Below are 24121 nucleotides of genomic sequence, written 5' to 3' on the forward strand. Positions count from 1 at the left end.
TACCGCAAGTTTAGCGCCGTGAATAGCGAAGCCGGTCGTTTCTCACTGCCCCGAACGCTCGCCCGTCGAGCGTTCGAACTGGCAGCCCGGATCCGACCGGAAGAGCGCCGAAGCGCTGGTAGCGCCTTCTTGACGCTCTTCGGGTTCATGGCCGGGCACAGCCTGCTCGAGACCGCCCGCGACGCGCTATTCCTGGCCAGCCTTTCCGCCCGCCGACTTCCTTGGGTCTATCTGCTCATCGCGGTCGGCGCCCTGTTTCTGACCACACGGCAGCACGAGCTCGCCCGCCGCATCCCCGCCCGCAACGAGCTCACTGCCTGGTTGCTCTTCGCAGCGTTCGGCACCCTCGCATTCTGGTTGGCCATCTTCGTCGCGGGCCCCTGGATCTACTACGCGGTCTACGTCTGGTCCGGCGTCTTGGCGACCCTGGTCATCGTGCGGTTCTGGACTCTCCTGGGGGGGCTCTTCACCGTCACCCAGGCCAAGCGCATCTATGCGTTCGTGGGGGCGGGAAGCGTAGCGGGCGCCATCGTCGGCTCAGGTGCCGCGTTGGCCTTGGCCGAGGTCGTACCCGCCCAACACCTCGTGCTGGCTGCCGCTGCGGTCTTTCTGGCCGCCACCGTCCCCCCGCGTTTTCTGGAGGTGCACGACACCGCTGACGGAAACGGCGCGCTGGAGCGCATGGGAGACGTGGCGCGCGCCGCCCGCGCCGTGTGGTTGCAGCCCTACCTGCGTCGGGTCGCGGGCCTGATCCTGGCCGCTACGGTCACCTTCACGTTCGTAGACTTCGTGTTCAAGAGTGCGGCCGACCGCTACATCGCTCCGCAGCGACTCGAGGAGTTCTTCTCCTCCGTGTACCTGGCGCTCAACCTGGCGTCCCTGCTGGTGCAGCTGCTTCTGGTGCCTCGCCTGCTGCGCTGGGTCGGTGTGAACGGCGCCCTGGCCGTGGTGCCGGCGGTGCTCCTCACGTCGGCGGTCGGCCTCGCCGCCGGGGGTGGACTGACGCTCGCACTCGTTCTGAAATCCGGTGACGGCGCCCTGCGCCACTCGCTGTACCGGACCGGGGCGGAGGTACTGTTCTTTCCGATCTCGCCCGACCTGCGCGCACGGGTCAAGTCTGTGGTGGACGTGATCGGACAACGGGGGGGGCAAGCCCTCGGATCCGTTCTGATCCTCATGGTCCTGTCCGTATCGGCCCGCGAGGCCACCTTCGCTACGCTCACCGCGCTGTCCGCCCTGGCTTGGCTGGTGCTGGCGCTCACTCTGCGTGGCCACTACCTACGCGCGTTCCGCGAACAGCTGCAGGAAGAGCGGACCACCGACCAGGTACGCATGCCCGCGCTCGATCTGGCGTCGCTGGAAACCCTGCTCTCCACCCTGAACGACCCTGATGAGAATCGCGTGCTCGCCGCGCTGGATGTGTTGAGCGCGCAGGGCAAAGCCGGCGTGATTCCAGCGCTGATCCTCTATCATCCTTCTGGCCGTGTCGTGGAGCGGGCGCTGACGCTGATGACGGCCGGCGGTCGCGACGACTTCTCGCCGCTTCTGGACCGATTGGAGGCGCATGCCGACCCGAGAGTGCGCGCCGCGGCGCTGCGAACGCTCGGCGCCGTGCACCCGGATCGGGGGCGCCTCGAGCGCGCCGCGGCAGACGTGGATCCGGGAGTGAGCGCCACGGCGCTGGTCGCACGGCTCTCCCACGGTTGGGCAGACCCGGTGGAACTGGCGTCGCTCCTCGACGGTGCGCTCCGATCCGGGGCCTGGGAGGTCACGCGCGCCGTCGCTGGGGCCGCGGCGGCCGTACCGGCCCCGGCGGTGGAGGACGCGCTGATTCAGCTCGCGGGATGCTCGGACGACGAAACGTCCCTGGCGGCGGTGCGCGCCATGCGTGAAGCGCCCAGTCCCCGCTACTTCCCCGCCTTGCTGGGCCTGCTGGCCCGGCACAGTGTACGCGCCGAGGCGCGCGCCAGCTTGATCACCCTCGGAAGCAGCGCCCTGGCGCGACTCGCGGACGAGCTGGCCGACGAAGCGCTCGATCCACGCGTCCGCAAGCATGTGCCCCGCGCCATTGCCGCCTTTCGCACCACGCAAGCCGCTGCGTTGTTGCTGCGGCGACTGGATATTGAAACGGATGGCTTGATCCGGTACCGCATCCTGCGCGCGTTGGGCCGCTGGAGAGTCGATCAGCCGATGTTGCCGCTGCCGCGTGCACCCCTGGAGCGCGCGCTGGAGTGGAACCTGAGAGCCGGACTACGCTTGCTCGCCTGGCGTCGCGAGCTGGCGCAGAGCGCGATCGACGACGCGCGCTTGGATTCGCCTCTCCACCGGGCGCTCTCCGACTTCGTGCGCGACAAGCAAGCCCACGCGCTGGAGCGTGCGTTCCGCCTGCTGAATCTGATCCAGGACGATGACGACTTCCGGCGGATCTTTCTCGGGTTCCAAAGCCCTTCTCCGGTGACTCGGGCCAGCAGTCGCGAGTTGGTCGAGTTGCTGGTCCTCCCGCCTCTACGGGAGGCGCTGCTCCAGATCGTCGACGACCTGACGGGCGACGGACGAGTGGTCCACACCGTGAAAGGAACACGGCCCTACCGGGTGGTGCTCCAGGAGCTGGCGGAGGCCGGGTTCCCGACGCTCTCCGTGTTCGCCGCCGCACGGATCGGCCAGCTCGATCCCGCGTCCGTCACGGCGGTGGTGCCTCGTCCCTCTGGCGACGAACGTGCGACCCCTGCGGCTCGCCCCCTCGGTGAACGATGAGAGACAGCCCGCTCTTCTTCGGACCGTTGCTCCATCTGCGAACCGTGCCGGCGCTGAGCCAGCTTCCGCCGCACGAGCTGGCGGCTCTCGCCCATCGCGCCGATCAGTTGCTCGTCCCGGCAGGGGGCACGCTCTTCGCACCCGGCGCCTCGCGCGAGGTGCTTCACTTCCTGGTGAGCGGCGATCTCCTTCTTCGAGGCCCCGGGGGCGAGCGACGGGCTCGTCGCGACGAGACGATCGGCGTCGTCGAGGGGCTCGCGGGCCGCAGCTCGGAGCTCGAAGGGATCGCGATCTCGGATACGGTGATCCTGCGCCTGGATTGGGACGTCCAGCTCGAGCTGTGGGAGCGCCATTTCGGCCTGTTGAGAGCGACGTTGGGCTCGCTCGCGACCCGGGCGCTCCAGGCTCAGGCCGGCCTCCCGCACGTGAGAGGCCCTGAAGCGGCGTCGGTGCCTGCTCCCACCGCGGAGCTCGACATCGTCCGCCGCGTTCTGCAGCTCCGAGAGCTGGCGCTCTTTCCACCGACACACATGGAAGCCCTGGTGGAAATGGCCCGAGAAGTGACCGTGACGCGCGCCCATGCCGGGGAGACCGTGATGTCCACTACTCAGGTCGTGCCCCGTTCGATGCTGCTCCTGTGCGAGGGCGATCTGGAGTGGGTGGACCCGACGCAGGCACAGGGACCGCCTGCGCCGCTCGGGGCGGTCGCGCTTCTGGAGATGCTGGCCGGTCGACCGTTCACGGGAGAAGTCCGGGCCCGAACGCCCGTTCTCGCGTTCGAGCTTTCCAAGGACTCGTTCCTGGACACGCTGGACGACCACTTCGGACTCGCCATCGGCTTCATGGCGCGCCTGGCCCAGCAGGTCCTGCTGGCCGAACGCCGGGTCACGACATCCGTGTGACCCGCAGCACCAGGTCCCACTCGACGGGGACGCGGGTCCGACCCGTGGTCACGAGATCCACCTCGCACTCGAAGACGTCAACGGGGTCGGTGCCTCGATCCGCCTGGAAGCGCTTGGTGGCCGACCAGGTGCGCAGGTAGCCTGCCACCCGTTCGAGGGCCCACTCCTCTCGCATCTTGAACTCAGGGACCGCGACGGGATCACCGGGCAGTGGAACGGGTGCGTAGCCCTCCTCCACCAATCGCCGCTCGGGAGGCCACCAAGGCGCGACTCGCGCGTAGAACCGTTCGACGGCCTCGCCATAGGGGGGCGCCATCCGGAACCAGCGATACGTCCACGCCGCCAGGATCCCGCCCGCTTTGAGCACCCTCCGCGCCTCGGAACCGAAGCGCTGAGCGTCCAGCCAATGGAGCGCCTGCGCTACACCGATCAGATCGACGCCGCGGTCCCTCAAGGGCAGGGCCTCTCCCAGCGCCACCACCCTCCAAAGGGACTCGGGCGCTTCACCGAGTTGGCGGAAGCTGGGGTCGGTGGCCACGACGTGTTCGAAGCGACCCGCCAGCGGAAGCGCCGCCTGCCCGTTGCCTGAGCCGATGTCGACCGCCATCCGACGAGCGGGACACTGCCCGGCCAGCCAGGAGAACAGCGCCTCCGGGTAGTCGGGTCGAAAGCGCGCATAGTCGGGCGCGTGTCCGGAGAAGTGGTCCTTGAAGGCCGGCATGGCATAGAATGCACACCCGCATCCCGGAATGCACGCTCCTGGGTCGGCCGGAGCCGGCCGGCCCGGGGCGTCCCTCACCTGACAGGAAGCGCCCCATGGGCAGTCGCCGATCGACCACACTCGTGCTCGTTCTGCTGATGGTGGGGTGCGCAGAGCGCACCCCGGAGCTGGATCTGGTCCTGGCCGGGGGTCGCGTCATGGATCCGGAATCCGGCCTCGACGCCATCCGGGACGTGGGGATCCGGAGTGGACGCATCGCGGCCATCTCGGAAACGGCGCTCGAGGGCGCCCGGGTCATCGACGTCTCCGGCCACGTCGTCGCCCCAGGGTTCATCGACCTGCATGAGCACGGTCAGTCCGAAGAGGCCTATGGGCTCATGGTGCGGGACGGTGTGACCAGCGCGTTCGAGATCGAGGTGGGGACCGGAGACGTGAGTGGCTGGTATGCTGCCCGCGAGGGCGGCCAGATCGTCAACTACGGCGTGAGCATAGGCCACATCCCGGCGCGGATGTCGGTCCTGGGTGATCCCGGCGCTTTCCTCCCCGCCGGTGTCGGAGGGAGTAGCGCCGCGGACGACGCCCAGGAGGCCGCCATGGAAGAAATCCTACGGCGGGGACTGGCGGAGGGCGCCGTGGCCATGGGCTTCGGAAGCGCCTACACGCCGGGAGCGGACATGGCCGAGCTCGAGCGCATGTTCCGGGTGGCGGCCGAGGGCGGCGTGTCCGCCCACATCCATCCCCGCAACGGGTCCGCGGGTCTCGACTCCACGTTGACCGCAGCGCGACGGGCCGGAGCGGGGCTACACGTGGTCCACGTCAATTCGAGCGCGGGTGACGAGCTGGACGCATTCCTGAGCGCAATCCAGGCGGCCCGCGACGCGGGCCAGGACGTGACCACGGAGGCCTACCCCTACGGCGCCGGCATGACCGAGATCACCTCCGCCCTCTTCGACGACTGGCAGACGTGGCCGGAGGAACGCTTCGGCCTGCATCAATTGGTATCGACCGGGGAGCGCCTCACGCGGGAGAGCTTCGGGCGAGCGCGGGCCGCCGGCGGCACCGTGATCATCCATGGCCGCTCGGAGGAGCAGACCCGCGCAGCCATTGCGAGCCCGCTTTCCATGATCGCCAGTGACGGTTTCATCGAAGGAGGTCGCGGCCATCCCCGCACGTCCGGCACCTACGCCAAGGTGCTGGGGCGCTACGTGCGCGACGAGGGAGTGGTCGAGCTCATGGACGCCCTGCGCCGCATGACGCTGGAGCCGGCGCGCCGGCTTCAGGCCCGGGTGCCCGACCTGGCCAACAAAGGGAGACTGAAGGTGGGGGCGGACGCGGACATCACGGTCTTCGACCCGAATACCGTCCAGGACCGATCGACCTACGAGGACGCCACCATCCCCTCAGCGGGGATTCCGTACGTGTTGGTGGGCGGCACCCTGGTCGTCGACGGCGGCGCCCTGGTCGCGGACGCACGCCCCGGCCGTGCCGTCCGCGCTCCACGCGAACGGTAGCCCCGTGGCCTCCCAGCGCAGGTACACCGGGAAGGGTCGGCGCTCGGATTGATCGAAGCCGCCTTCGCTGCGCTCGGCGCGGTGCTCGCCCCCCACGCCCTCCTCATGATGCTGACGGGCGTCGGCATCGGTCTGGTCGTGGGCATCCTGCCTGGCCTCGGCGGCACCGTGGGGATGTCGTTGGTGCTGCCCTTCATCTACGGCATGGAGCCCAACGTGGCGCTCGCCATGCTGATCGGCATGATCGCCGTCATCCACACCTCCGACACCTTCCCGAGCGTGCTGCTGGGGGTGCCGGGCTCATCGGGATCCCAGGCCACCATCCTGGACGGCTACCCCTTGGCCCGAAAGGGCGAGGCGCAGCGCGCTCTGTCCGCGGCCTTCTTCGCGTCGATGCTGGGGGGTGTGATCGGCGCGGCTGCGCTCTTCGCTCTGCTTCCGCTGGCCCGGCCGCTGGTGCTGGCTCTGGGCTCGCCCGAGCTGTTCATGCTCGCCGTTCTCGGGCTCTCGATGGTGGGTGTCCTATCCGGGGAGGGCCCACTGCGAGGCATCCTGGCCGGGACGTTGGGCCTGCTCCTTGGCACCGTGGGCGCCGCTCCAGCCGCACCGCACTATCGCTACACGGCGGACCTCCTCTACCTGTTCGACGGCATCCCTCTGGCGGTCGTGGCCCTTGGCCTGTTCGCCCTCCCCGAGATCCTGGATCTGCTGCGCTCGGGTGAATCCATCGCCCGGGAAGCGCAGATGATCGGTGGATGGCGGCAGGGCCTCACCGATGTGATCCGCCATCGCTGGCTGGCCCTGCGCTGCTCGGTGCTCGGCATCTTCGTCGGGTTCGTGCCCGGCCTCGGCGGGAGCGTCGTCGACTGGCTGAGCTACGGCCAGGCCGTGCAGATCGCCAAGGACCGCGACGGATTCGGAAAGGGCGACATCCGCGGAGTGATCGCGCCGGAGAGCTCGAACAACGCCAAGGAGGGGGGCGCGCTCATCCCCACGCTCCTGTTCGGCATCCCGGGAAGCGGGACCACCGCCGTGCTGCTGGGTGGGATGATCCTCCTCGGTCTCGAGCCCGGCCCCACCATGCTGACGACCCATCTGGATTCGACGCTGACGATCGTATGGTCGCTGGCCATCGCCAACGTGATGGGCACGCTGGCCTGTCTGCTGATGAGCAAGCCCGTGGCGCGCATCTCGATCGTGCCTGCGCGCTGGCTCGCGCCCTTCCTCCTGGTGATCATGGTGGCGGGAGCCTACCAGACCACGCGTGATTGGGGCGACCTGATCGCCTTCCTGGTGATCGGTCTGTTGGGCTGGATCATGAAAGCGCTCGACTTCCCCCGTCCGCCCCTTCTCATCGGCTTCGTGCTGGCAGCGAGCGCCGAGCGCTACCTGTGGATCTCGGCCACCCGCTACGGGTGGACGTGGCTGAAGGACCCCGGCGTCATCCTGATCGCGCTCGTCACCATCGCGCTGACCGTGGCCGGCTCTCGCCTGCGCGGCTCCATCTCCAGACAGGGGCTGGCCTCATGAGCAGGCGGGCGGCGCGCCTGGCGCTCACGCTGGTGATCGGTGTGCTCTTCGCGCTGGCGGCCGTGCATGCGCGCAGCTTCCCGTTTCGAGCACGGGTGTTCCCGATGAGCGTGGGCGGCGCCGGCGCCCTGCTGGCGTTGGTGACCCTCCTGCGCGAGTGGACCCGGGACGCCGGGCCCGAATCACCCGCCGGACCAGGGGACCGCGTCCTGCTTTTCCGCTACCTCACCTGGGTGCTCGCCTACTACGGGCTGATCTGGCTGATCGGGTTCGTGATCGCCTCCGCAGTCTTCGTGGTGGGGTTCCTCTGGCGTGAGGCCCGGGCTCGGCCCTGGGTGGCGGCGCTGGCAGGCACCCTGACGGGGCTCGCGTTGTGGGTCATGGGCAGCGTTCTGCGCCTCCAGTGGATCGTGGGACGGATCGCGGGGTGATAGCGGGCATGGGAACACTGCGCGCTCCACTCTGGCTGCTGATCGGATCTCTCCTGGTGCTGACCTCGTGCGCCGACCGCCGCTGGTCCCCGGAGGAGATCGAGAACGCCCAGCACCTGCTGAACGCACAGCAGGCCGACGTGATCGCGGAACGGATGGGCAGCATGGACTCCCCCCACGCCACTCCGGGAGACGCGATGACGCGCGCGGTGCTCGAGCACCGTCGCGAAGCGCTGCGCCAAGCGCGCCTCGTACGGGACGATGTGCTGGAGAAAGCACGACCCGGTCTGAGCCAACAGTTCCGAGACACGTTCGAGCGCGGCCTGGAGTTGCTGATCGAGGGGGCCGAAACCGGGGACGCGGATCTCCAGAGCGAGGGGGCGCAGCTGCACCAGGCCTGGATCGACTGGTCGCACGAGCACGGAAGCGAAATCCTCATCCCGCAGGCAGCGGGCATCGAGGTCGCGCCCGCCGCTCCCGTCGATACGGTTTGAGGGGAACCGGCGCTGACCCGGGCGCGCGCTGATCGGGGCGTGCTCTAGGTCTCGCCCGCGAGCACCGTGTCGTACCTGTCCGCGAGCTCACCGTGCAGCTGTCGGAGCACGCCCACCTGCCCGGCCAGCCGCGGTACGAGCTCGGGCGAATTCGGCAGGCTCAACTCTCCCATGCTACGCAGCAGCTCGATCCGGAAGACGTCGTACAGCTTCTGCGTCTCGTAGAGCTGGGCCACGCGGACCAACCAGTCCACATCGAAACGCCCGCTCGCCGCCACGAGGCGCGCGCCCTCCCAGGCACCGCTCGAGAGGTCCGGTAGGGACAGGTCGACGCGAAGGGCGGAGCGCGCCTGGCCGGAATCGATCTCTGCTGCCGCCCGCTCCAGCCCTGCGAACGCGTCCTCGATGGACTCCTCGGTGGCGGCGAGCTCGTCGCGATTGGCCCGGAGCTCCCGGACGACCGCCGCCCGCGCCGCATCGGCCTGCTGCTGCAGTTGGCGGTTCTCACGCCATTCATCCGCCGCCAGCGCAACCACGACCGCAAACACGATGCTGATCACCTCGGTCAGCGCTGCAGCGATCCTGATGCGGAACGACGTCCTCTCGGCCATGGGCTTCTCCGGTTCAGTCCGTCGATGACCAGAGACCCGGTAGCTCGGCCACCGAGCTCACGAGGTGGGTGTGCGGGGCGCGCTCCAAGGTTGCGCGATCGTGCGCGCCGGAGAGGACCCCGATGTTCCAGCCCACGCCGGCACGAAGCCCCGCCTCGAGGTCCAGCGCCGTGTCGCCGACGGCCGCCACGGTGTCGGCTCGCTCGACCCCACAGCGCTGCATGGCGGCGTGGAGAAGGTCGGGAGCGGGCCGCCCGTGCTCGACGTCGTCCGCGGTCACGATGGCGTCCACGGCACTCTCCCACCCGAGGGCCGGGATCAGCAGGTCGACGATGTCCCGATCGAACCCGGTGTTGAGCGCCACGTGTGTCCCCTGACGCCGCAACCAGGAGAAGACCTCGGCCGCCCCCGGAATGGGAGCGACCCCGGCCGAGAACCGCTCGGCCAGCCGCGCCTTGAACGACGCGTAGACGTGCTCGGCCTGTTCGTAGCGGGCGTCCGTCTCTGGCAAGAGACGGCGGATGGCCTCCCGTTTGGACGCGCCGCGAACCCGCCCCAGTTCGGCGGTGCTCAACGCGAGACCGTGCTCGGTCAAGGCAGCCATGAAGGCGCCCGGAACCTGCCCCGCATCCTCCACCGTGGTTCCTGCCATGTCGAAAACCACCAGCTCCGGTCGCGTCACACCCCACCCCCCTTGCAGGTCCGCATTATCGTTTTACGATATATCCTGCTTCGATAAGACGCCCACCTGTCCACGCGGCGGACACATGGCTCGCACCCGCGCAACAACCAGCCCGGTCGCCACCACCCAGTTCCACATCCTGCTGGCGCTCGCCGATGCACCCCGCTACGGCCTCGGGATCGTCGAGGAGGTCGCACGGCGCACGGACGGCGAGATCCGACTCGGCCCCGGGACGCTCTATACCGCGATCAAGAAGATGGTCGAAGGGGAGCTCATCGAGGAAGTCGCCGACACGTCCCGTCAGGGTCTACAGGACACGCGCCGCCGCTATTACCGGATCACTCGCGAGGGGCGGATGGCGCTACGCGCCGAGGCCGAGCGGCTCACCCAGTGGCTCCAGGTGGCACGCGACAAACAGGTGCTGGCGGAATGAAACCCATGGAGCGCTCGCCGCTGGCCCGGACGCTGCTCCGGCTCTACCCGCCACATTTCCGGGAGCGCTTCGCGGCGGAGTGGGAGGACATCGTCGCCTGGCACTGGAAGACCCGCGACGCGAGCCTCCGCGGCACCCTTCGCTTCGCTCGGGCCCTGGTCGCGGACGCCCTGCGCACGCTTCCGGGCGCCTGGTGGGAAGCGCTCATGACCGCGGCGCGCGGACAGGGTCCTCTCGGCAGCGATCTGCGCCACGCCCTTCGCGGACTCCGTCGCAACCCCGGCTTCGCCGGCGCCGCCCTCCTCTCGGTCTCGTTGGGCATCGCTGTGAACAGCGCCATGTTCAGCGTGGTCGATGCGGTGCTGTTGCGCCCGCTTCCCTACGCTGCGTCGGATCGCTTGGCCATGGTATGGAATGCGTTCCCCGGCGCCGAGCTCTCGCGCCTCCCCATGTCGGGGGTCGAGATCGAAAGCCTCCGGGAAGAGTCACAGACCTTCGAGCAGGTAGCGGGGATCTGGGCCACGTCGACGGGGATCGAAGATTCCGAGGGGCGCGTCCTGCAGGTGTCGCATGGCCTCGTGACGCCGGATTTCTTCGACCTCCTGCAGGTCGAACCGACGGCGGGTCACTTCTTCGTGCGCGAGCCCGAACAGGGCCCGCAACCCACGGGGGTCGTGCTGAGCTACGAGCTCTGGCGGGACCACTTCGGAGCGAACCCGGCGATTCTCGAGTCCGGCATTCGACTGCGCGGCCAGACCTTGGCGGTCTACGGCATCCTCCCGGCGGACTTCACGCTCTTCCTGCCCGAAGACGGGGCCGTCCCTCCGCGGCTGGATCTGTACAGCGCGCTCCCTTGGGACCTGACGCTGCTTCCGCCCAACCAGCACTTCCTGCGCGTCGTCGCACGGCTGCACCCGGGCGTGAGCGCCGACGAGGCATCCTCTGCGGCCGCCACCGCCGCCGAGCGCGTCCGCGGACGCTACCCGGTCCTGCAGGACACCGGGGACACGTTCACAGTGCACCCGCTGCAGGCCGACGCGGTGCGGGCTGCTCGTCCGGTCCTCTTGGCTCTGCTCGGAGCTGTGGGGCTCTTTCTGCTACTTGCCTGCACCAACGTGGCCAGTCTCATCTTGGCTCGCAGTATCTCCCGGATGCGCGAGCTCGCCATCCGCGCTTCCCTCGGCGCCTCGGGCGCGAGCATCCTGCGCCTGCTCATCACGGAGAGCCTCCTCATCACGGGCTTCGGCGCGGTGTTGGGGCTGGTAGCAGGACGCGCGGGCGTTGCCTGGATCTGGTCGATGCGACCTGCCGGACTGGCGCGTGCCGAGGTGGTTGCTTTGGATGGCAGGGTCGTCACCTTCGCGGCAGCACTTGCCGTGGCCACGGGACTGATCTTCGCCGCGGTCTCCGCCTTCGCGGCGCGCACCCTGCGGCCCCAAGGCGCGCTCGGAAGCGGAACCCGGCTGCTGGGTGGTGCGGGCACCCGCATGCGGGAGCTGCTCACCGCCGTCCAGATCGCGATCGGTGTGGTCCTGGTGGTCGGTTCGGCGTTGATGGTACAGAGCTTCTCACGGCTCGGACGAGAAAGCGTGGGGTTCGATCCGCGAAGAGCGATCACCTTCAAGACCGCGCTCTCCGCCTTCGGCGAAGACGAGCGGCTTCTGGTGGTCGACGAACTGACCCGGCGCCTCCAGGCACTCCCTGGCGTGCAGACGGTCGGAGCGACTTCGCACCTGCCCTTCGCGGACTGGGCGAACTGGGCCGACGCCGCCCCTCCGCAGGGGACTGCCGAGTCCGAAGCCAACCGCTACTTCGCCGATCTGCGCTCGGTCACGCCCGGACTTCTTTCAGCGCTGGGGGCGGAGCTCCGCGCCGGACGGTTGCTGGACGAGCACGACGACGGGAGCGCGCAGTCGGTCGTGGTCATTGATGAGACGATGGCGGCGCGCGCCTTTCCCGACGGTGACGCGGTGGGACGCTCGCTCGTGCCCTCGCGATACCGGGAGGGGGGCTTTCAGCCCACCCCGGCTGTGGTCGTCGGTGTGATCCGTGATCTGCGCGACCGCTCCCCTTCTCGCCCCTCGGAGGGTCAGGTCTTCTGGCCCTACGCCCAAAGCCCGCGCTGGGAACTCACCTGGTTCGTGCGAACCGCCGGAGTCCCGGCGCTGTCGAGCGAGCAACTTCTCCGCGAAGCCCAGGCCGTTCGGCCCGAGCTCACGGTGTCCGACGTGCGCCCAATGGAGTCGTACGCCCGCCAGGCCACGGCCCTCACGCGCTTTCTCGCCCTCGTGGGGTCGGCGTTCGCGCTGGTGGCCCTCACGGTGGCCGCCTTGGGACTGTACGGGGTCGTCACCTTCGTGACGCTCCAACGTACACCAGAGTTCGGAATGCGGATCGCGCTGGGGGCCAGCGCGCGCCGTGTTCTATCCGGGGTTCTACGGCAGGGCGTACGCATCGGCGCGCTGGGGGTGACGCTGGGGGTCGTGCTGTCGATCTCGCTGGCGCGCTATCTGGAAAGCCTGGTCTACGGGGTGGAGGCTCGGGACCCCCTGACGGTTGGGTCCGTTGCGGCCCTGCTTCTGGTCGTGGCGCTGGTGTCCAGCATGGGTCCAGCGCTACGAGCGACCCGCACGGACCCGGCGATCGCTCTGCGCGAGCTGTAGGGCCGACAACGGTAGGGGCCCCACGCGCGTCGAATCACGCGATGAGGTATTCCGGCATGCAGCGGCAGCGAAGGTCCTCGATCGTCTCGAGGTGCGGGGCGCCCCTGCGCGTCGCCCCGGCCGCTCTTCTCCTCGCCGTCGCCTGTACGGATCAGGGCGATCGGGCGTCTCTCCTCGCCCTGCTCGACAACGAGCGCGCCGCGCACCTCACAGCCGATGCGTCCCTCCTCGTCCAGTCGATCGCAGACACGCTGCTCACGGTGGACGCGGGGGTCGTCCGGCGTCAGGCCCGGGACGAGGTCGAGGCGTCGTTTCGCGACTATTTCAGCGGAGCCCGCTACAGCGAGTGGTCGGATGTAGAGCCCCCGGTGATCCGGCTGTCCGCAGACGGGTCCCTGGCTCACGTCACGCGCGTGGTCATCTCGGATCGCGAGGCTCCCGCGTTCGGGGGCGGACGCGAGCGGGAGCGCTTCCAATCGGCGTGGACCGCCACCTATGAACACAGCGCGGGTCGCTGGCGGATGACGTCCGTGACCTCGACGTTCCTCGAGGGTCCCGCGGCGGCCGCCGTCGTGGCCGGCGCCCTGCGCCGGCTGAGCGCCGACGGCGTGCCGCGGCTACCCGGCATGGTCCGCTTCGACGCCTCGGCACGGGGACCGGGAGGCGAATTCGATGTATCCGTGCAGTCCGCCGCGGACCGATCGCTGCGGATCGACTTCCCACCCGGTTTCTCGGCAGCCATTACGCGGGACGACGCCTGGCTGCTGGCACGACCGGGCGAGCCTCCAGGTCCCTTGGGCGACACGCTGATCTCCTACGTGCGCGGGCACGACCTGATCATGAACCTGCTCGATCCCGAGAGCCGGGTCGGACCGCTCCACCACGCCGGCCTCGAGGAATTCGATGGGCAACCGGCGCTGCGGCTGCACGGCCTCGACGCGCTCGGAGGCCCCGTGGAGCTGTACTACGCCGCTCGTGACACGCTGCCGCTCGGCTACCGGGTCGTGGACCACTTGCGCGGGCAGGGGCCCGTCACGGTGACGGTCTCCGACTGGCAGCTGGTTGGCAACGTCCGTCTACCGCAGTTTGCCGTCTTCACCCAGGGCGCCGAGCGTTTCGAATACCGGATGCGGCTGCAGGCGTCCGAGGTTGTGGATCCAGCCGCCTTCCTTCGGCCGGGCGCCTGAGCAGAGCGCCGGATCCGCAGAGCGCGCGCCGGGCTGTAAACCGCCGGGCGTGGCACACGTAGCTCCAGGCCAGAGGAGGCAGGTCATGAGACAATCACGTGGCTGGGGATGGATGGCGATCGCGGTCTGGGCGCTGGTCGCCGCTCCGGTCAGCGCCCAGGACGCCGAGGCGAGCGTGCGTACCGTGGTCGAGGAGTTCGTCGCCGCCTGGAAGGCGGGTGATTCACAACGGCTGGCTGGCCTCATGGCGCCCGCGGGGACCGTCGTGTGGGTGTCGGACACGGCATCGGGCACAACGGTGGAATCCATGACCTTCGAGGAGCTCCTGCGCAATCGTCGTCCCCAGGAGCGCTACGAGCTCGAGGACATGCACAACCTCCACATCGTAGACGATCAGCTCGCGACGGTGGATGTGGAGATCCGCATCGCCACCGGGACCTACCACGACCACTACGTGCTCTACCGTGTCGGGCAGGAGTGGCTCATCGCGAACAAGGCGTTCGTCCTCAGGCGCCACTGAGGAGAGGTGACCAGGGCCTCCTGCGCTTCGGCACGTGTCCTACGCGCAGACCAGCTCCACTACGGTGTCGTACTCCGCGCGCACTGTCTCTCCGCGCCAATAGGCCAGGTTGAAGGTCGGCACCTCCAGGAACGTGAAGCCCACACACCCGGCGTGGGCAACACGTACGATCGCGACGCCGTTCGCACCGTATCCGTGGAGGATGGGGCCGTCCGCGAACGGGTTCCGACCGATCGCGACCCGGCCTTCTCCGTCGGCGACGGCGGTCAGATCGGGAATGTTGTCGAAGCGCTTCGCGAACCGCTGGATGTTGGGCTCCGCCCGATACACGGACACCTCCGCACCCGACAGCGGCTGACCGGTTCGGTCGGTCAGGCGCAACACGTTGTCTTCGGGCAGATCCTGCAGGAATACCCCGATGTTGTCCGGAGAGTTGGCGTTGCCCGCCACGGCTCGATGGCCGGCGATGAGGTTCAGAGCCGCGGCGCTGTACCGGTCCATGCGATCGTACTGCGCGTTCATGAGACCCTTGTAGCTCTGGTGCACGAGGATCCCGTTCTGGACCCCCGCAGGGCTACCGAAGATCACGGGCCCCAAGCTCGGCATGTAGTCGGATCCAGCGATCAGGACGCCGCCCTCCTCGATTTCGATGGTGTCGCCGCGGATGCCGTTGGCGACCTCGAAGCCGTACACATCGATGAGGTAGCGTGCATGGCCGAGCTCGTGCAGCAGGCTTCCGTTGGCCCCGGTGCGCAGGAGAGCGGCGTAGTAGGGCGCATCGTAGATCGGAAACCCCCACTGCAGATCGATGGACCGGTCGTCCGGTGCGGGTCGTGTCGGGCCTTCCAGGCTCTGGTCCGGAACCAGAACGATCTTGTCGATCCGAACGCGATCCAGAACGCCATTCGGCGTCTCTGGAAACACCGCGCCCTCGAGCATCGTGTTCCAGCGCTCGATCTCGAAGTGCGCCCAGTCCTCGAACGGAATGCGGACGCCCTGGAAGGTGTCCTTGTAGAGCCCTTCCTCGATCCAGAACCCGATCGAAAGAGCGTCGCTGTAGAAGGTACGCGTGTTGTTGAAGGGGTTGGACTCCCCAGCGCCGTCCACGGGCTCGATGTCGATGGCGATGCGCTGGCGCTGGAACGACCAGCGCAGGTCCAGGTCCACCGCAGCCTCGCCCCCGGGAGGCACCTCCACGGCAGCGAAGGGCGCGGCCACGCCGTCGACGGTCCAACGTCCCCCCACGGAGCGTGACGTCGCCGACGTGTTGAGCAGCACGGCGTGCCAGGTGACCGTCGAGCCCTCCGCCGGCCACCCCTCGCGAGTCGGATCCGCGCTACGCTCCACGTAGTCAATGGTCGGGAGTCGCTGCACGTAGCGGATCAGCAGGTCGCCGGACCCGTCGCGCGCCGACGGACCCACGCCGTCGCCACAGGCCGCGCCGCCCAGCAGCAACAGCCCGGTGATTGCCGCCCAACGGGTCCCGGCGTGGACGCCGCCAACCCGGGTGCCCCGCTTTCCTGCACGCATCCGCCACCTCTCGAGAATGACCCAAGGGTCTACGAGGGTGCCGAGCTCGCCTTACCGGAGCTGAGCGAACGTGGCGAAACCCGTGACCTTCCCCGACATTGCCCCGCTTCACCGAAGGAGCACACGCCCATGGAGCCCCATTCCATCGCGGTGGATCGCACCAGCGCCACTGCAACGATCACGTTTGCGGACCCCTTCAACGTGGCCGTGCCCTTCATCGACCGACACGTTCAGGAGGGCCGCGGAGCCAAGGCCGCCATCGTGGGGGACTTCGGTGAAGTGACCTATGCCGAGCTGGCTGAGCGGGTCGATCAAGCCGGCACAGCGCTACAGTCCCTTGGGGGATCGCCCGGCGCCCGCGTCCTCCTGTTGCTCCAGGATGGCCCCGAGTTCTTCTACCTCTTCTGGGGCGCGATCAAGGCAGGCTTCATCCCGGTTCCACTGAACACGCTGCTGCGCGCCGCAGACTATCGCTTCATCATCGAGGATTCGCAGTGCTCGTGCGTCCTCTACTCGGAGCGCTTCCGGGACGAGCTGCTGGCCGCGCTGCCGGAAGTCGACACCCCGCCACCGGTGATGCTCCCCTACGAAGGCGATACCGGCTTCGCGGCGGCGATGGCCCGTGCCACGCCTGCCCTGGAGGCCGCACCCGCACACGCTGAAAGCCCCTGCTTCTGGCTCTACTCGTCGGGCTCCACCGGTCGGCCCAAGGGAGTGGTGCATGCGCACAAGGACATCCCCGTCACCTGCGTCCACTATGCCACTGGCGTCCTGGGGCTCGGGGCAGCGGACATCTGCTATTCGGTGGCGAAGCTGTTTTTCGCGTATGGCCTCGGCAACGCCATGACGTTCCCGCTCTGGGTGGGTGCCACCGCGGTGCTGTCTTCCGACCGACCCACACCGGCGCTCAGCGCCGACCTCATCGAGCGCTACCGCCCCACCTGCTTCTTCGGTGTCCCCACACTGTACGCCGCTCAGTTGCGCGACCTGGGTCCCGAGCGCGACCTGTCCTCCGTCCGGACCTATGTCTCCGCCGGCGAGGCGTTGCCTGCCGACATCCTGCGGCGCTGGAAGGAGCGGACCGGCTGCGTGATCCTCGATGGGATCGGATCGACTGAAATCCTCCACATCTTCATCTCCAACACGCCGAGTGACTATCGCCCCGGCAGTAGCGGTCGGGTGGTTCCGGGCTACGATGCCAAGGTCCTCGACGCAGACGGAACCGAAGCCGCGCCGGGCACGCCGGGCGCTCTCTGGATTCGTGGTGCATCGGTGACGCCCGGTTATTGGAACGATCCCGAGCGAACCCAGCGATGCATCCGCGACGGATGGATCGACACCGGCGATACCTACGTCCGCGACGCCGATGGCTGGTTCATGTACTGTGGCCGCAACGACGACATGTTGAAGGTCGGCGGCATCTGGTGCTCTCCCTTCGAGATCGAGGCCGCGCTCGTCGAGCATCCCGATGTGCTGGAAGCCGCGGTGGTGGGGCGGGAAGATCAGGACGGCCTGGTCAAGCCGGAGGCGTTCGTTGTGACCATGAGCGCCGAGATCCCGCTCGAGCGACTGGCGGGAGAACTGCGTGAGCGCTGCAAGTCCACCCTCGCGCCCTACAAGTACCCGCGTTGGATCAACTTCGTCCCTGACCTCCCCAAGACCGCCACGGGCAAGATCCAGCGGTTCCGCCTCCGTCCCTGACGCCGGCGTCGCGAATCAGCCCCCGAGCCGATCGATGTCGAACTTTTCCTTGAGGTAGCTCTTCAGCCATGCCCGCGTGTCAGGATCCAATTGGGACGCGCGCGTGACGAGCCCCCGGATCTCCTCTCCGATCAAGAAGGGGTAGTTGCCGACCTCCACTCGGGCTTTGGCCACGAACTCGGGGTCGGCCACCATGCTCCGCGCTGCGGCCCTGAGGTCTCGCACCGCAGCTTCCGGGGCGTTCCCGTGCAACCAGAGCACCTTGGCCATGTTCACGCCCGCAACCAGGGTGGCGTGGTAGGCGTCCCAGACCGGGCCGGATGGTTCCTGGCCGTGCATGGCCAGGAACACCTCCCGCACGGTGGGCAACTCGGGAACTGACGGATCGCGGATGACGGAGCCGTCCGGGCCCACGAGCCCGAAGCTGAACATGGGAACCGCCAGGCCCTGATCGACCAACGGAACCACGTTGCTCAGATACGCCGGCATGGTCTGGTAGTCGATGTTGGTCTCGCCTTGTTCGAAGGCGATGCGGGCCGCCCCCTTGGAGGCGTACCCCAGGATGGCCTTCACATCGAGATCCAACAGCTCGAACGCGAGCAGCGGAACGATATCGAAGCCTGAAGCGGCGATGCCCCCATAGACCAGCTGGCCGCGCAGCGATCCCAGCTGGGCGGGGTCCGTCACCCCGAACGAGGGCGAGAGAAACACCACGCCACCACCCGGCGAGGCCACGATGGGCGACAGTTCACGGAAGTCGTAGCGGACCATGGGCTCTTCCAGGAGCGCCGACAGGAACGTCGAGTTGCTGCTGGCCAACGCCGCCAACCCGTCCGGACGCCGCCGTAGCACATACGCATTGGCGCCAGCCACGCCCGACGCGCCCGGCTCGTTGATGACCGCCACACCCGCACCCTCCCCCAACCCCGCCTGCAGGTAGGGAGCGATCATGCGTGTCCACGTATCGGTCCCTCCGCCGGGGCCGTAAGGAACAACGACTTCGAGGGTCTGGCCCACGTAGAAGGGGCCTTCGGAGTCATCGCTCTCCGCGCCGGAACACCCCAGTACCGCAGTCGTGATCAGGAGGTGGGGGATGGCGCGCGCAAGGGACACCGGACGAACTCCTGGGGAAACAGGGGACTCGCAAGATGGGCGGGCGCGCGGGAGGACGGCAACCGCTCAGGGCTCGTCTGCGCGCCTGTCCAGCGCGCCGCGCTCCGCACGCGCAAGCAACTCGTGCTCGAGCCGATCCGCCACGTTTCGCAGCAGCCGCACCTTGGCACGGGCGCTCAGGGCCCAGGGAAGCGCCGCGGCAGCGACACCCGCAGCAACGGCCGGCGGAAAGGTGAGCGCTGCCCACCCCAACGTAGACGCGCCCACACCGGCGAAGATCCCGCCCAGCGGACCCGTGCCGAGGAAGCCGCCCAACACCGCTTCGCGGAAGCTCCCCATGAGGTGCAGCCGTGTTCCCCCTGCGTCCGGGCGGATCGTCACATGAACCGGCCCCACCGCGCTCTTCCCCCGCCACTCCACCCCACCCAATACCTCACTCACGGTGCCCTGGATGCCGGCGATCCGCCGGATAAGAGCCACGAGATCGGGCAGGTGATCCGGATCGAGGGGTGCGTCGACCCATCGCTCCTGCTGCGCCACGAGCGGTATGCCGAGGATCCGGCGCACCTGCATGTCCGCCCGGTCGAGACCTCTCGCCGCCGCCTCGATACGCACCGGATCGATCCCGACCTCACGTCCGATCACCTTGAGCTCGTTGAGACTGAGGTCGAGCCCCGCGTCGCGGCGGGCGAGGTCGGTCCCCGGAGAGGGTCGAACGGCCTCCTCGAGGATCCGCGCCACCTCCGTTTCGCTGTAGCGTCGTTCCCCCATCCCACCTCGCTCTCGGTAGCCTGCTCCTCGCGCAGAGATTGCGACGCCAACGGCCTGTCCGTCCAGGCGCCAGGACTCCTTCCCCCACCCGCCTCAAGCATCCGCGTGGGCCGTCCGATCCTCGAAGCGTGGAGGGAGGCCCTCCCGAGGTGTCCGCTCGCCGTCAGAGACTCGTCATGAAGACATCCGCCCTTCCGGCCGTCATCACCGCGGTCGGACTCTCGGCCCTCGGCGGCCCGGCCGCCCCCCGGCTCTCCGCTCAGGAGGCGGCAGACAGCGTGTCGGCTCCGGCTCCCACGCCCAAGCTCCCGTTCTTCGTGACGCTGGGGTTGGGCTATGGACAGCGCAGCGATCCGTGTGCGTTCTGCACCAGTCCAGACAACACCGACAGCTTCACGGCCCACCTGAGCCTCGGGAAGTACGTCGGCAATGGGTTCGGCGTGGGACTCGATGCCAGCGTGTGGCAGCGCTCTCACCCTGGCCCCATCGTCCAGGGGGAAGCAGACGCTGAACCGGCCGCCACGCCCCTGGTCAACCGCCTGGCCAACCTCTCGGTAGCTCTGTCCTGGCAGACCTGGCACGTGTTCGTGCGCGGCGGCGCCGGGGTGGCTCTCGGCAGCCAGGGCATGGAGGACAACGCGGTCGGGCAGGAAGCCACGGTGATCACCGCCTCCGGCAAGGGCATCGGGTACACAGTCGGCGGAGGCCTGACCCTGCCTGTGCACAGCCTCGTCTCGCTGGCGCTCTTCGCCAACCTGAACAGCGGGACCTACGACCTCACCACCCTGCATGGCGTCCTGCAGCGGGATGCCGAGCATCGATACCTGGAAGTCGGCTTCGGCGTGTCGATGCGCTAGCGCATCGGCGCCCGCAGGGACAGCCCGCGCGCCTGACCTGACCCCACGCACCACGCGCGACCGTTCCGGGTCCCTCGGGGGTAGCAGCCCCTCGTCCCACCGGAGCCCCCCTGGCCCCGTGGGCCCCACTCGGAGCGGAGCACTCGATGCAGCGCAGCTGCTGGACCACCGCGGCCTGGCTCGCGGCTCTCGTCGCGGCTTCTCCTCTCGCCGCACAGGACTTCACAGTCGCGGCGGGTCTCTTTGCACAGTCCCAACCGGGGGTGGCACCCACGCGCTGGGGAAGCGGGGGCGTGCTGGCCGTCGATTTCGGCAGCGGACAAGCCCCCATCCGGGCCGAGGTGGGCTACGCGCGCACGGACTACTCGGTCCTGGGTGACGACTACCATTCACACTACGGGAACGTGCTCGTCGGTTTGGCGAGTCGGGGCCGTCCCGGTCGTGACCGCACCAACGTGGGACTCTACATCGGCGTGGGCGCGCGCGTCCGCGATGACGTCTCCGAGACCGATCCCACCTTCGCCAGCTCCGCCGAGTGGCAATCGCTCGTCTCGCCGGGCTTCACCTTCGACGTGCGACTCACCGAGAGCACCAGCGTGGCGGTGCTCGCCCGGTACTATCTCACGGGCATTGCGGGCTCGATCATCGACTCCGCGGAGCGCGACGTGCGAAGCTCGTTCGGGCTGATGGTCGGGCTGCGTCGCTAGTCCGGTCCTCCGGGACCGCTGCGCCGCGGGCGTGCTTCAGTCCCAGGATCACGGCGGCCACGGCGATCACGGAGCCCGCCAGGCGGATCCCCGCAGCGATCTCCTGATCGTGCGGAAGCAGCCGCCAGGTGGCCAGCAGGAAGGCCCAGTCGTGTTCGCCCCCTCCGACCAGCGGCAGCACCTGCGCACGCGCGTCCGCGACATAGGGTGCGATGTGCCAGAGGTTCTCGCCCACCCACCAGAAGGGAATCGCCGCGGCGTAGTGATCTCCCCGTCGGAGGAAGTAGGCGACGAACGCCGCCGGCACGATGAGTTGGAGCAGCGTGCCGCCCAGGGCGCCCACGACGTCGCCGAAGGGCATGAAGACGAGGTGCCCCGCCTCATGGATCGCCAGGTCGATGGAGGATAGTGGGCCGCCTCCACCCATCCAGCGCAGCTGGTAGAGCCCCAGCAGGCCCAGGAGGCCGATTCGCGCGATGGTGGTGAGGTCCCCGGCTGCGTCGTGTGGGCCGGCGCCCGGCGGAGAAGAGGCGGGATCGTGGCTCATGGGGGGGCTGCCCTCGCAACGGACGTGCCGGGCGGCGCCGAGACCGCAACTGGCGCGCTCGCGAGAGGGGACCTAACCCTTGAGCGCTGGAGCCGGCAGCACCTGCCCCTCCTGGTTCGACCCTGACGTCGGAGACCACCATGCGACGCGCACCCGCCGCCCTCGCCCTCTATTGGTCACTGCTCCCTCTGGGCCCCGCCGCCCTGCGCCCCGCCTCGCTGCATGCGCAGCAGGTGCTCCAGCCCCTGGACGTGTTCGAGTTCGAGTACGTACAGGATCCGCAGATCTCGCCGGACGGCGCTCAGATCGTCTACGTCCGACAGTTCTCGGACATCATGACGGACCGCAACTACACGAACCTCTGGATCGTGGGCGCTGACGGACGGGGCAATCGGCCTCTCACCACGGGCGACGTAGGCGATGCCTCACCGCGCTGGTCACCGGACGGCTCCAGGATCGCGTTCATCTCCGACCGGGAGGGCTCGGCCCAGATCTGGGTGCGGTTCATGGACTCCGGGCAGATGGTGCGCGTGACCAACCTGCAGCACGGCCCCGAGGGCATCGCCTGGTCTCCGGACGGCAGGCAGATCTCCTTCACGTCGCTGGTGCCGCGGGAGTCGACACACGTGGCTCAGCTTCCCGCGCCCCCCGAAGGCGCCACCTGGGCCGCGCCCGCCACCACCAACGACGATCTGATCTACCGGTTCAACGGCCCCGGATACCTCACGCCCGGGTACGTGCAACTGTTCGTGGTGCCAGCCGAAGGCGGCACACCGCGCCAGATCTCGAGCGGCGACTTCCAGCACGGAGGCGTGTTCCGCTCCAGCGCCGCCATGTGGACCCCGGATGGCCAGTACCTCTTGATGTCGGCGAACCGCCGCCCCGACTGGCGGGACGAACAGGTCGACACGGACGTCTTCGAGTTCCGGGTGTCGGACGGCGCGGTCCGCGCGCTGACAAACCGGTACGGGCCGGACGTCGCCCCGGCCATCTCCCCGGACGGGCGCCGCATCGCCTACCTCGGCTTCGACGACGAACACCAGGGCTATCAGGTCACGCAGCTCTACGTGATGAACCGCGACGGCAGCGACGCCCGGCTGCTCTCGGGCTCGCTCGACCGCAGCGTCTCCGATCCGCAGTGGGCGCCCGACGGCCGGGGCGTCTACGTGCAGTACGACGACCAGGGCAACACCAAGGTCGGCTTGTTCACCCTGGATGGGCAGCTGCGACCGGTCGCGGCCAACCTGGGCGGGGGCGGCAGCGCCTACTCGGGGGCGAGCTACGACATCGGCCCCACCGGCGCGGTGGCGTTCACCTACAGCCGTCCGGACCTCCCTGGCGACATCGCCTACGTGGCCAATGCCGGCCGTGAGGCCACGCTCCTCACGGCGGTGAACGCCGATGTGTTGGCCGCACGCACGCTCGGCGCGGTCGAAGAGATCTGGTACGAATCCTCGCACGACGGCCGCCGGATCCAGGGCTGGATCGTCAAGCCTCCGGAGTTCGACGCGCAGCGCACATATCCGCTCATCCTCGAGATCCACGGGGGCCCCTTCGCCAACTACGGGGATCGCTTCGATTTCGAGAAGCAGATGATGGCGGCGCGCGGCTACGTGGTGCTGTACACGAATCCACGCGGGTCGACCAGCTACGGCGGCGAGTTCGGCAACCTGATCCACCACGCCTACCCCGGAGACGACTTCTTCGACCTGAACTCCGGTGTCGACGCGGTGATCGCGAGGGGATACGTCGATCCCAACCAGGTGTTCGTCACTGGGGGAAGCGGTGGCGGCGTGCTCACCTCCTGGATGATCGGACGGACCGACCGATTCCGCTCGGCGGTCACGGTCTATCCGGTCATCAACTGGTACAGCTTCGTGCTGACGGCGGACATCGGCTCCCGGGTCATGAACTACTGGTTCCCCGGTGCGCCCTGGGACTACCCTGAACACTATGAGAGCCGCAGTCTGCTTTCGGTGGTCAAGAACGTGAAGACGCCCACCATGGTGATGACCGGCGAAGAAGACTACCGCACCCCGATGTCCGAGTCCGAGCAATATTTCCAGGCGCTGCAGATTCTGGGCGTCGAGTCCGTGCTGGTCCGGGTGCCCGGCGAGCCCCACGGCATCCGGCGCCGTCCCAGTCACTGGATGGCCAAGATGGAGAACATCCTGGGCTGGTTCGGCCGGTCGCGACGGGCAACCACGTAGTGGCCAGCCCCTCCCCCAAGGGCCCCGTCCCTCGACCGCACTACCTGCCCCGCACCCGTGCGGGGTGGGTGGCCACCGTGCTGTTCCTGCTGCTCAGTGCCCTGGCCCAGCCTCCGGTCGTGCACGACTGGGCCAACCGCATCGAGCCCTGGGTGCTGGGGATGCCGTTCCTCTACGCCTATCTGCTGTTCATCTACGTAGCCATGATCGCGGTGCTCCTCTGGGCCCTGCGCCGGGGGTTGTAGC

Annotated in this window: 22 protein-coding genes; 15 read left to right on the forward strand and 7 right to left on the reverse strand. The window is 68.6% G+C overall.

The window, feature by feature from the left end; translation table 11 throughout:
- The first annotated feature begins 18 nt into the window (after positions 1–18).
- Both R3E10_14045 and R3E10_14050 read left to right on the forward strand, forming a co-directional pair.
- Positions 19–2754 carry a hypothetical protein gene (locus R3E10_14045; GenBank protein MEZ4416867.1) on the forward strand — a complete coding sequence of 912 codons (2736 nt, stop codon included), beginning with the start codon at positions 19–21 and terminating at the stop codon, positions 2752–2754.
- Positions 2751–3656 (forward strand): hypothetical protein, encoded by a 906-nt coding sequence (locus R3E10_14050; GenBank protein ID MEZ4416868.1) that lies wholly within the window; start codon positions 2751–2753, stop codon positions 3654–3656. The genes R3E10_14045 and R3E10_14050 overlap by 4 nt, the downstream gene beginning before the upstream one ends.
- Here the strand turns inward: R3E10_14050 and R3E10_14055 are convergent.
- On the reverse strand, positions 3640–4377 hold the full coding sequence (locus R3E10_14055) for a class I SAM-dependent methyltransferase (protein ID MEZ4416869.1): 738 nt from the start codon (positions 4375–4377) through the stop codon (positions 3640–3642). The two genes, R3E10_14050 and R3E10_14055, sit on opposite strands and share 17 nt — an antisense overlap.
- A gap of 95 nt (positions 4378–4472) precedes the next feature.
- On the opposite strand from R3E10_14055, the gene R3E10_14060 reads away from it, so the two are divergent.
- The 4 genes from R3E10_14060 to R3E10_14075 are packed head-to-tail and all read left to right on the forward strand — an operon-like array spanning position 4473 to position 8343.
- Complete coding sequence (locus R3E10_14060) at positions 4473–5888, forward strand: amidohydrolase family protein (GenBank protein MEZ4416870.1); 1416 nt, start codon at positions 4473–4475, stop codon at positions 5886–5888.
- A gap of 48 nt (positions 5889–5936) precedes the next feature.
- Positions 5937–7418, forward strand: coding sequence for a tripartite tricarboxylate transporter permease (locus R3E10_14065; GenBank protein ID MEZ4416871.1), 1482 nt, complete (start codon positions 5937–5939; stop codon positions 7416–7418).
- Positions 7415–7849: a tripartite tricarboxylate transporter TctB family protein gene (locus R3E10_14070; protein ID MEZ4416872.1), complete on the forward strand. Its 435-nt coding sequence runs from the start codon at positions 7415–7417 to the stop codon at positions 7847–7849. The genes R3E10_14065 and R3E10_14070 overlap by 4 nt, the downstream gene beginning before the upstream one ends.
- Positions 7850–7857: 8 nt before the next feature.
- Entirely contained in the window at positions 7858–8343 is a 486-nt protein-coding gene (locus tag R3E10_14075; GenBank protein MEZ4416873.1) for a hypothetical protein, read from the forward strand.
- Positions 8344–8387: 44 nt separating this feature from the next.
- On the opposite strand, the gene R3E10_14080 is transcribed toward R3E10_14075, so the two are convergent.
- Together R3E10_14080 and R3E10_14085 are read right to left on the reverse strand one after the other, a co-directional pair.
- Entirely contained in the window at positions 8388–8954 is a 567-nt protein-coding gene (locus R3E10_14080; GenBank protein ID MEZ4416874.1) for a hypothetical protein, read from the reverse strand.
- 13 nt (positions 8955–8967) lie between these two features.
- Positions 8968–9636 (reverse strand): phosphonatase-like hydrolase, encoded by a 669-nt coding sequence (locus tag R3E10_14085; GenBank protein ID MEZ4416875.1) that lies wholly within the window; start codon positions 9634–9636, stop codon positions 8968–8970.
- An 85-nt stretch (positions 9637–9721) separates the two neighbouring features.
- Here R3E10_14085 and R3E10_14090 point away from each other — a divergent pair, with 85 nt between their 5' ends.
- The 4 genes from R3E10_14090 (at position 9722) to R3E10_14105 (ending at position 14439) form a co-directional block, all read left to right on the forward strand.
- Positions 9722–10069, forward strand: coding sequence for a helix-turn-helix transcriptional regulator (locus tag R3E10_14090; GenBank protein MEZ4416876.1), 348 nt, complete (start codon positions 9722–9724; stop codon positions 10067–10069).
- Positions 10066–12732: an ABC transporter permease gene (locus R3E10_14095; GenBank protein ID MEZ4416877.1), complete on the forward strand. Its 2667-nt coding sequence runs from the start codon at positions 10066–10068 to the stop codon at positions 12730–12732. The genes R3E10_14090 and R3E10_14095 overlap by 4 nt, the downstream gene beginning before the upstream one ends.
- A 41-nt stretch (positions 12733–12773) precedes the next feature.
- On the forward strand, positions 12774–13919 hold the full coding sequence (locus tag R3E10_14100) for a hypothetical protein (protein ID MEZ4416878.1): 1146 nt from the start codon (positions 12774–12776) through the stop codon (positions 13917–13919).
- Positions 13920–14004: 85 nt separating this feature from the next.
- Positions 14005–14439 (forward strand): nuclear transport factor 2 family protein, encoded by a 435-nt coding sequence (locus R3E10_14105; GenBank protein MEZ4416879.1) that lies wholly within the window; start codon positions 14005–14007, stop codon positions 14437–14439.
- A 39-nt stretch (positions 14440–14478) separates the two neighbouring features.
- On the opposite strand, the gene R3E10_14110 is transcribed toward R3E10_14105, so the two are convergent.
- The gene (locus tag R3E10_14110; GenBank protein ID MEZ4416880.1) at positions 14479–15969 is read right to left on the reverse strand and encodes a hypothetical protein; all 1491 of its coding nucleotides are present in this window, start codon (positions 15967–15969) and stop codon (positions 14479–14481) included.
- 129 nt (positions 15970–16098) lie between these two features.
- Between R3E10_14110 and R3E10_14115 the strand changes: the two genes are divergently transcribed.
- Positions 16099–17670 carry a benzoate-CoA ligase family protein gene (locus R3E10_14115; GenBank protein ID MEZ4416881.1) on the forward strand — a complete coding sequence of 524 codons (1572 nt, stop codon included), beginning with the start codon at positions 16099–16101 and terminating at the stop codon, positions 17668–17670.
- Between the two features lie 15 nt (positions 17671–17685).
- Here R3E10_14115 and R3E10_14120 read toward each other — a convergent pair whose 3' ends face one another.
- Entirely contained in the window at positions 17686–18783 is a 1098-nt protein-coding gene (locus R3E10_14120) for a hypothetical protein (protein MEZ4416882.1), read from the reverse strand.
- A 66-nt stretch (positions 18784–18849) separates the two neighbouring features.
- Positions 18850–19554, reverse strand: coding sequence for a hypothetical protein (locus R3E10_14125; GenBank protein MEZ4416883.1), 705 nt, complete (start codon positions 19552–19554; stop codon positions 18850–18852).
- Between the two features lie 176 nt (positions 19555–19730).
- On the opposite strand from R3E10_14125, the gene R3E10_14130 reads away from it, so the two are divergent.
- Both R3E10_14130 and R3E10_14135 read left to right on the forward strand, forming a co-directional pair.
- Positions 19731–20411 carry a hypothetical protein gene (locus tag R3E10_14130; protein MEZ4416884.1) on the forward strand — a complete coding sequence of 227 codons (681 nt, stop codon included), beginning with the start codon at positions 19731–19733 and terminating at the stop codon, positions 20409–20411.
- Positions 20412–20557: 146 nt separating this feature from the next.
- A complete protein-coding gene (locus R3E10_14135; protein MEZ4416885.1) occupies positions 20558–21118 on the forward strand; it encodes a hypothetical protein in 561 nt (186 codons plus the stop codon).
- Here R3E10_14135 and R3E10_14140 read toward each other — a convergent pair.
- Positions 21054–21665, reverse strand: a complete 612-nt coding sequence (locus R3E10_14140) for a hypothetical protein (GenBank protein ID MEZ4416886.1) — start codon at positions 21663–21665, stop codon at positions 21054–21056. The two genes, R3E10_14135 and R3E10_14140, sit on opposite strands and share 65 nt — an antisense overlap.
- A 140-nt stretch (positions 21666–21805) precedes the next feature.
- On the opposite strand from R3E10_14140, the gene R3E10_14145 reads away from it, so the two are divergent.
- Entirely contained in the window at positions 21806–23875 is a 2070-nt protein-coding gene (locus tag R3E10_14145) for a S9 family peptidase (GenBank protein MEZ4416887.1), read from the forward strand.
- A 68-nt stretch (positions 23876–23943) separates the two neighbouring features.
- Positions 23944–24120, forward strand: coding sequence for a hypothetical protein (locus tag R3E10_14150; GenBank protein ID MEZ4416888.1), 177 nt, complete (start codon positions 23944–23946; stop codon positions 24118–24120).
- The last annotated feature ends 1 nt before the right edge of the window (position 24121 follow it).

It is taken from the genome of Gemmatimonadota bacterium (assembly GCA_041390105.1).
Lineage (GTDB): Bacteria > Gemmatimonadota > Gemmatimonadetes > Longimicrobiales > Gaopeijiaceae > JAGQIF01.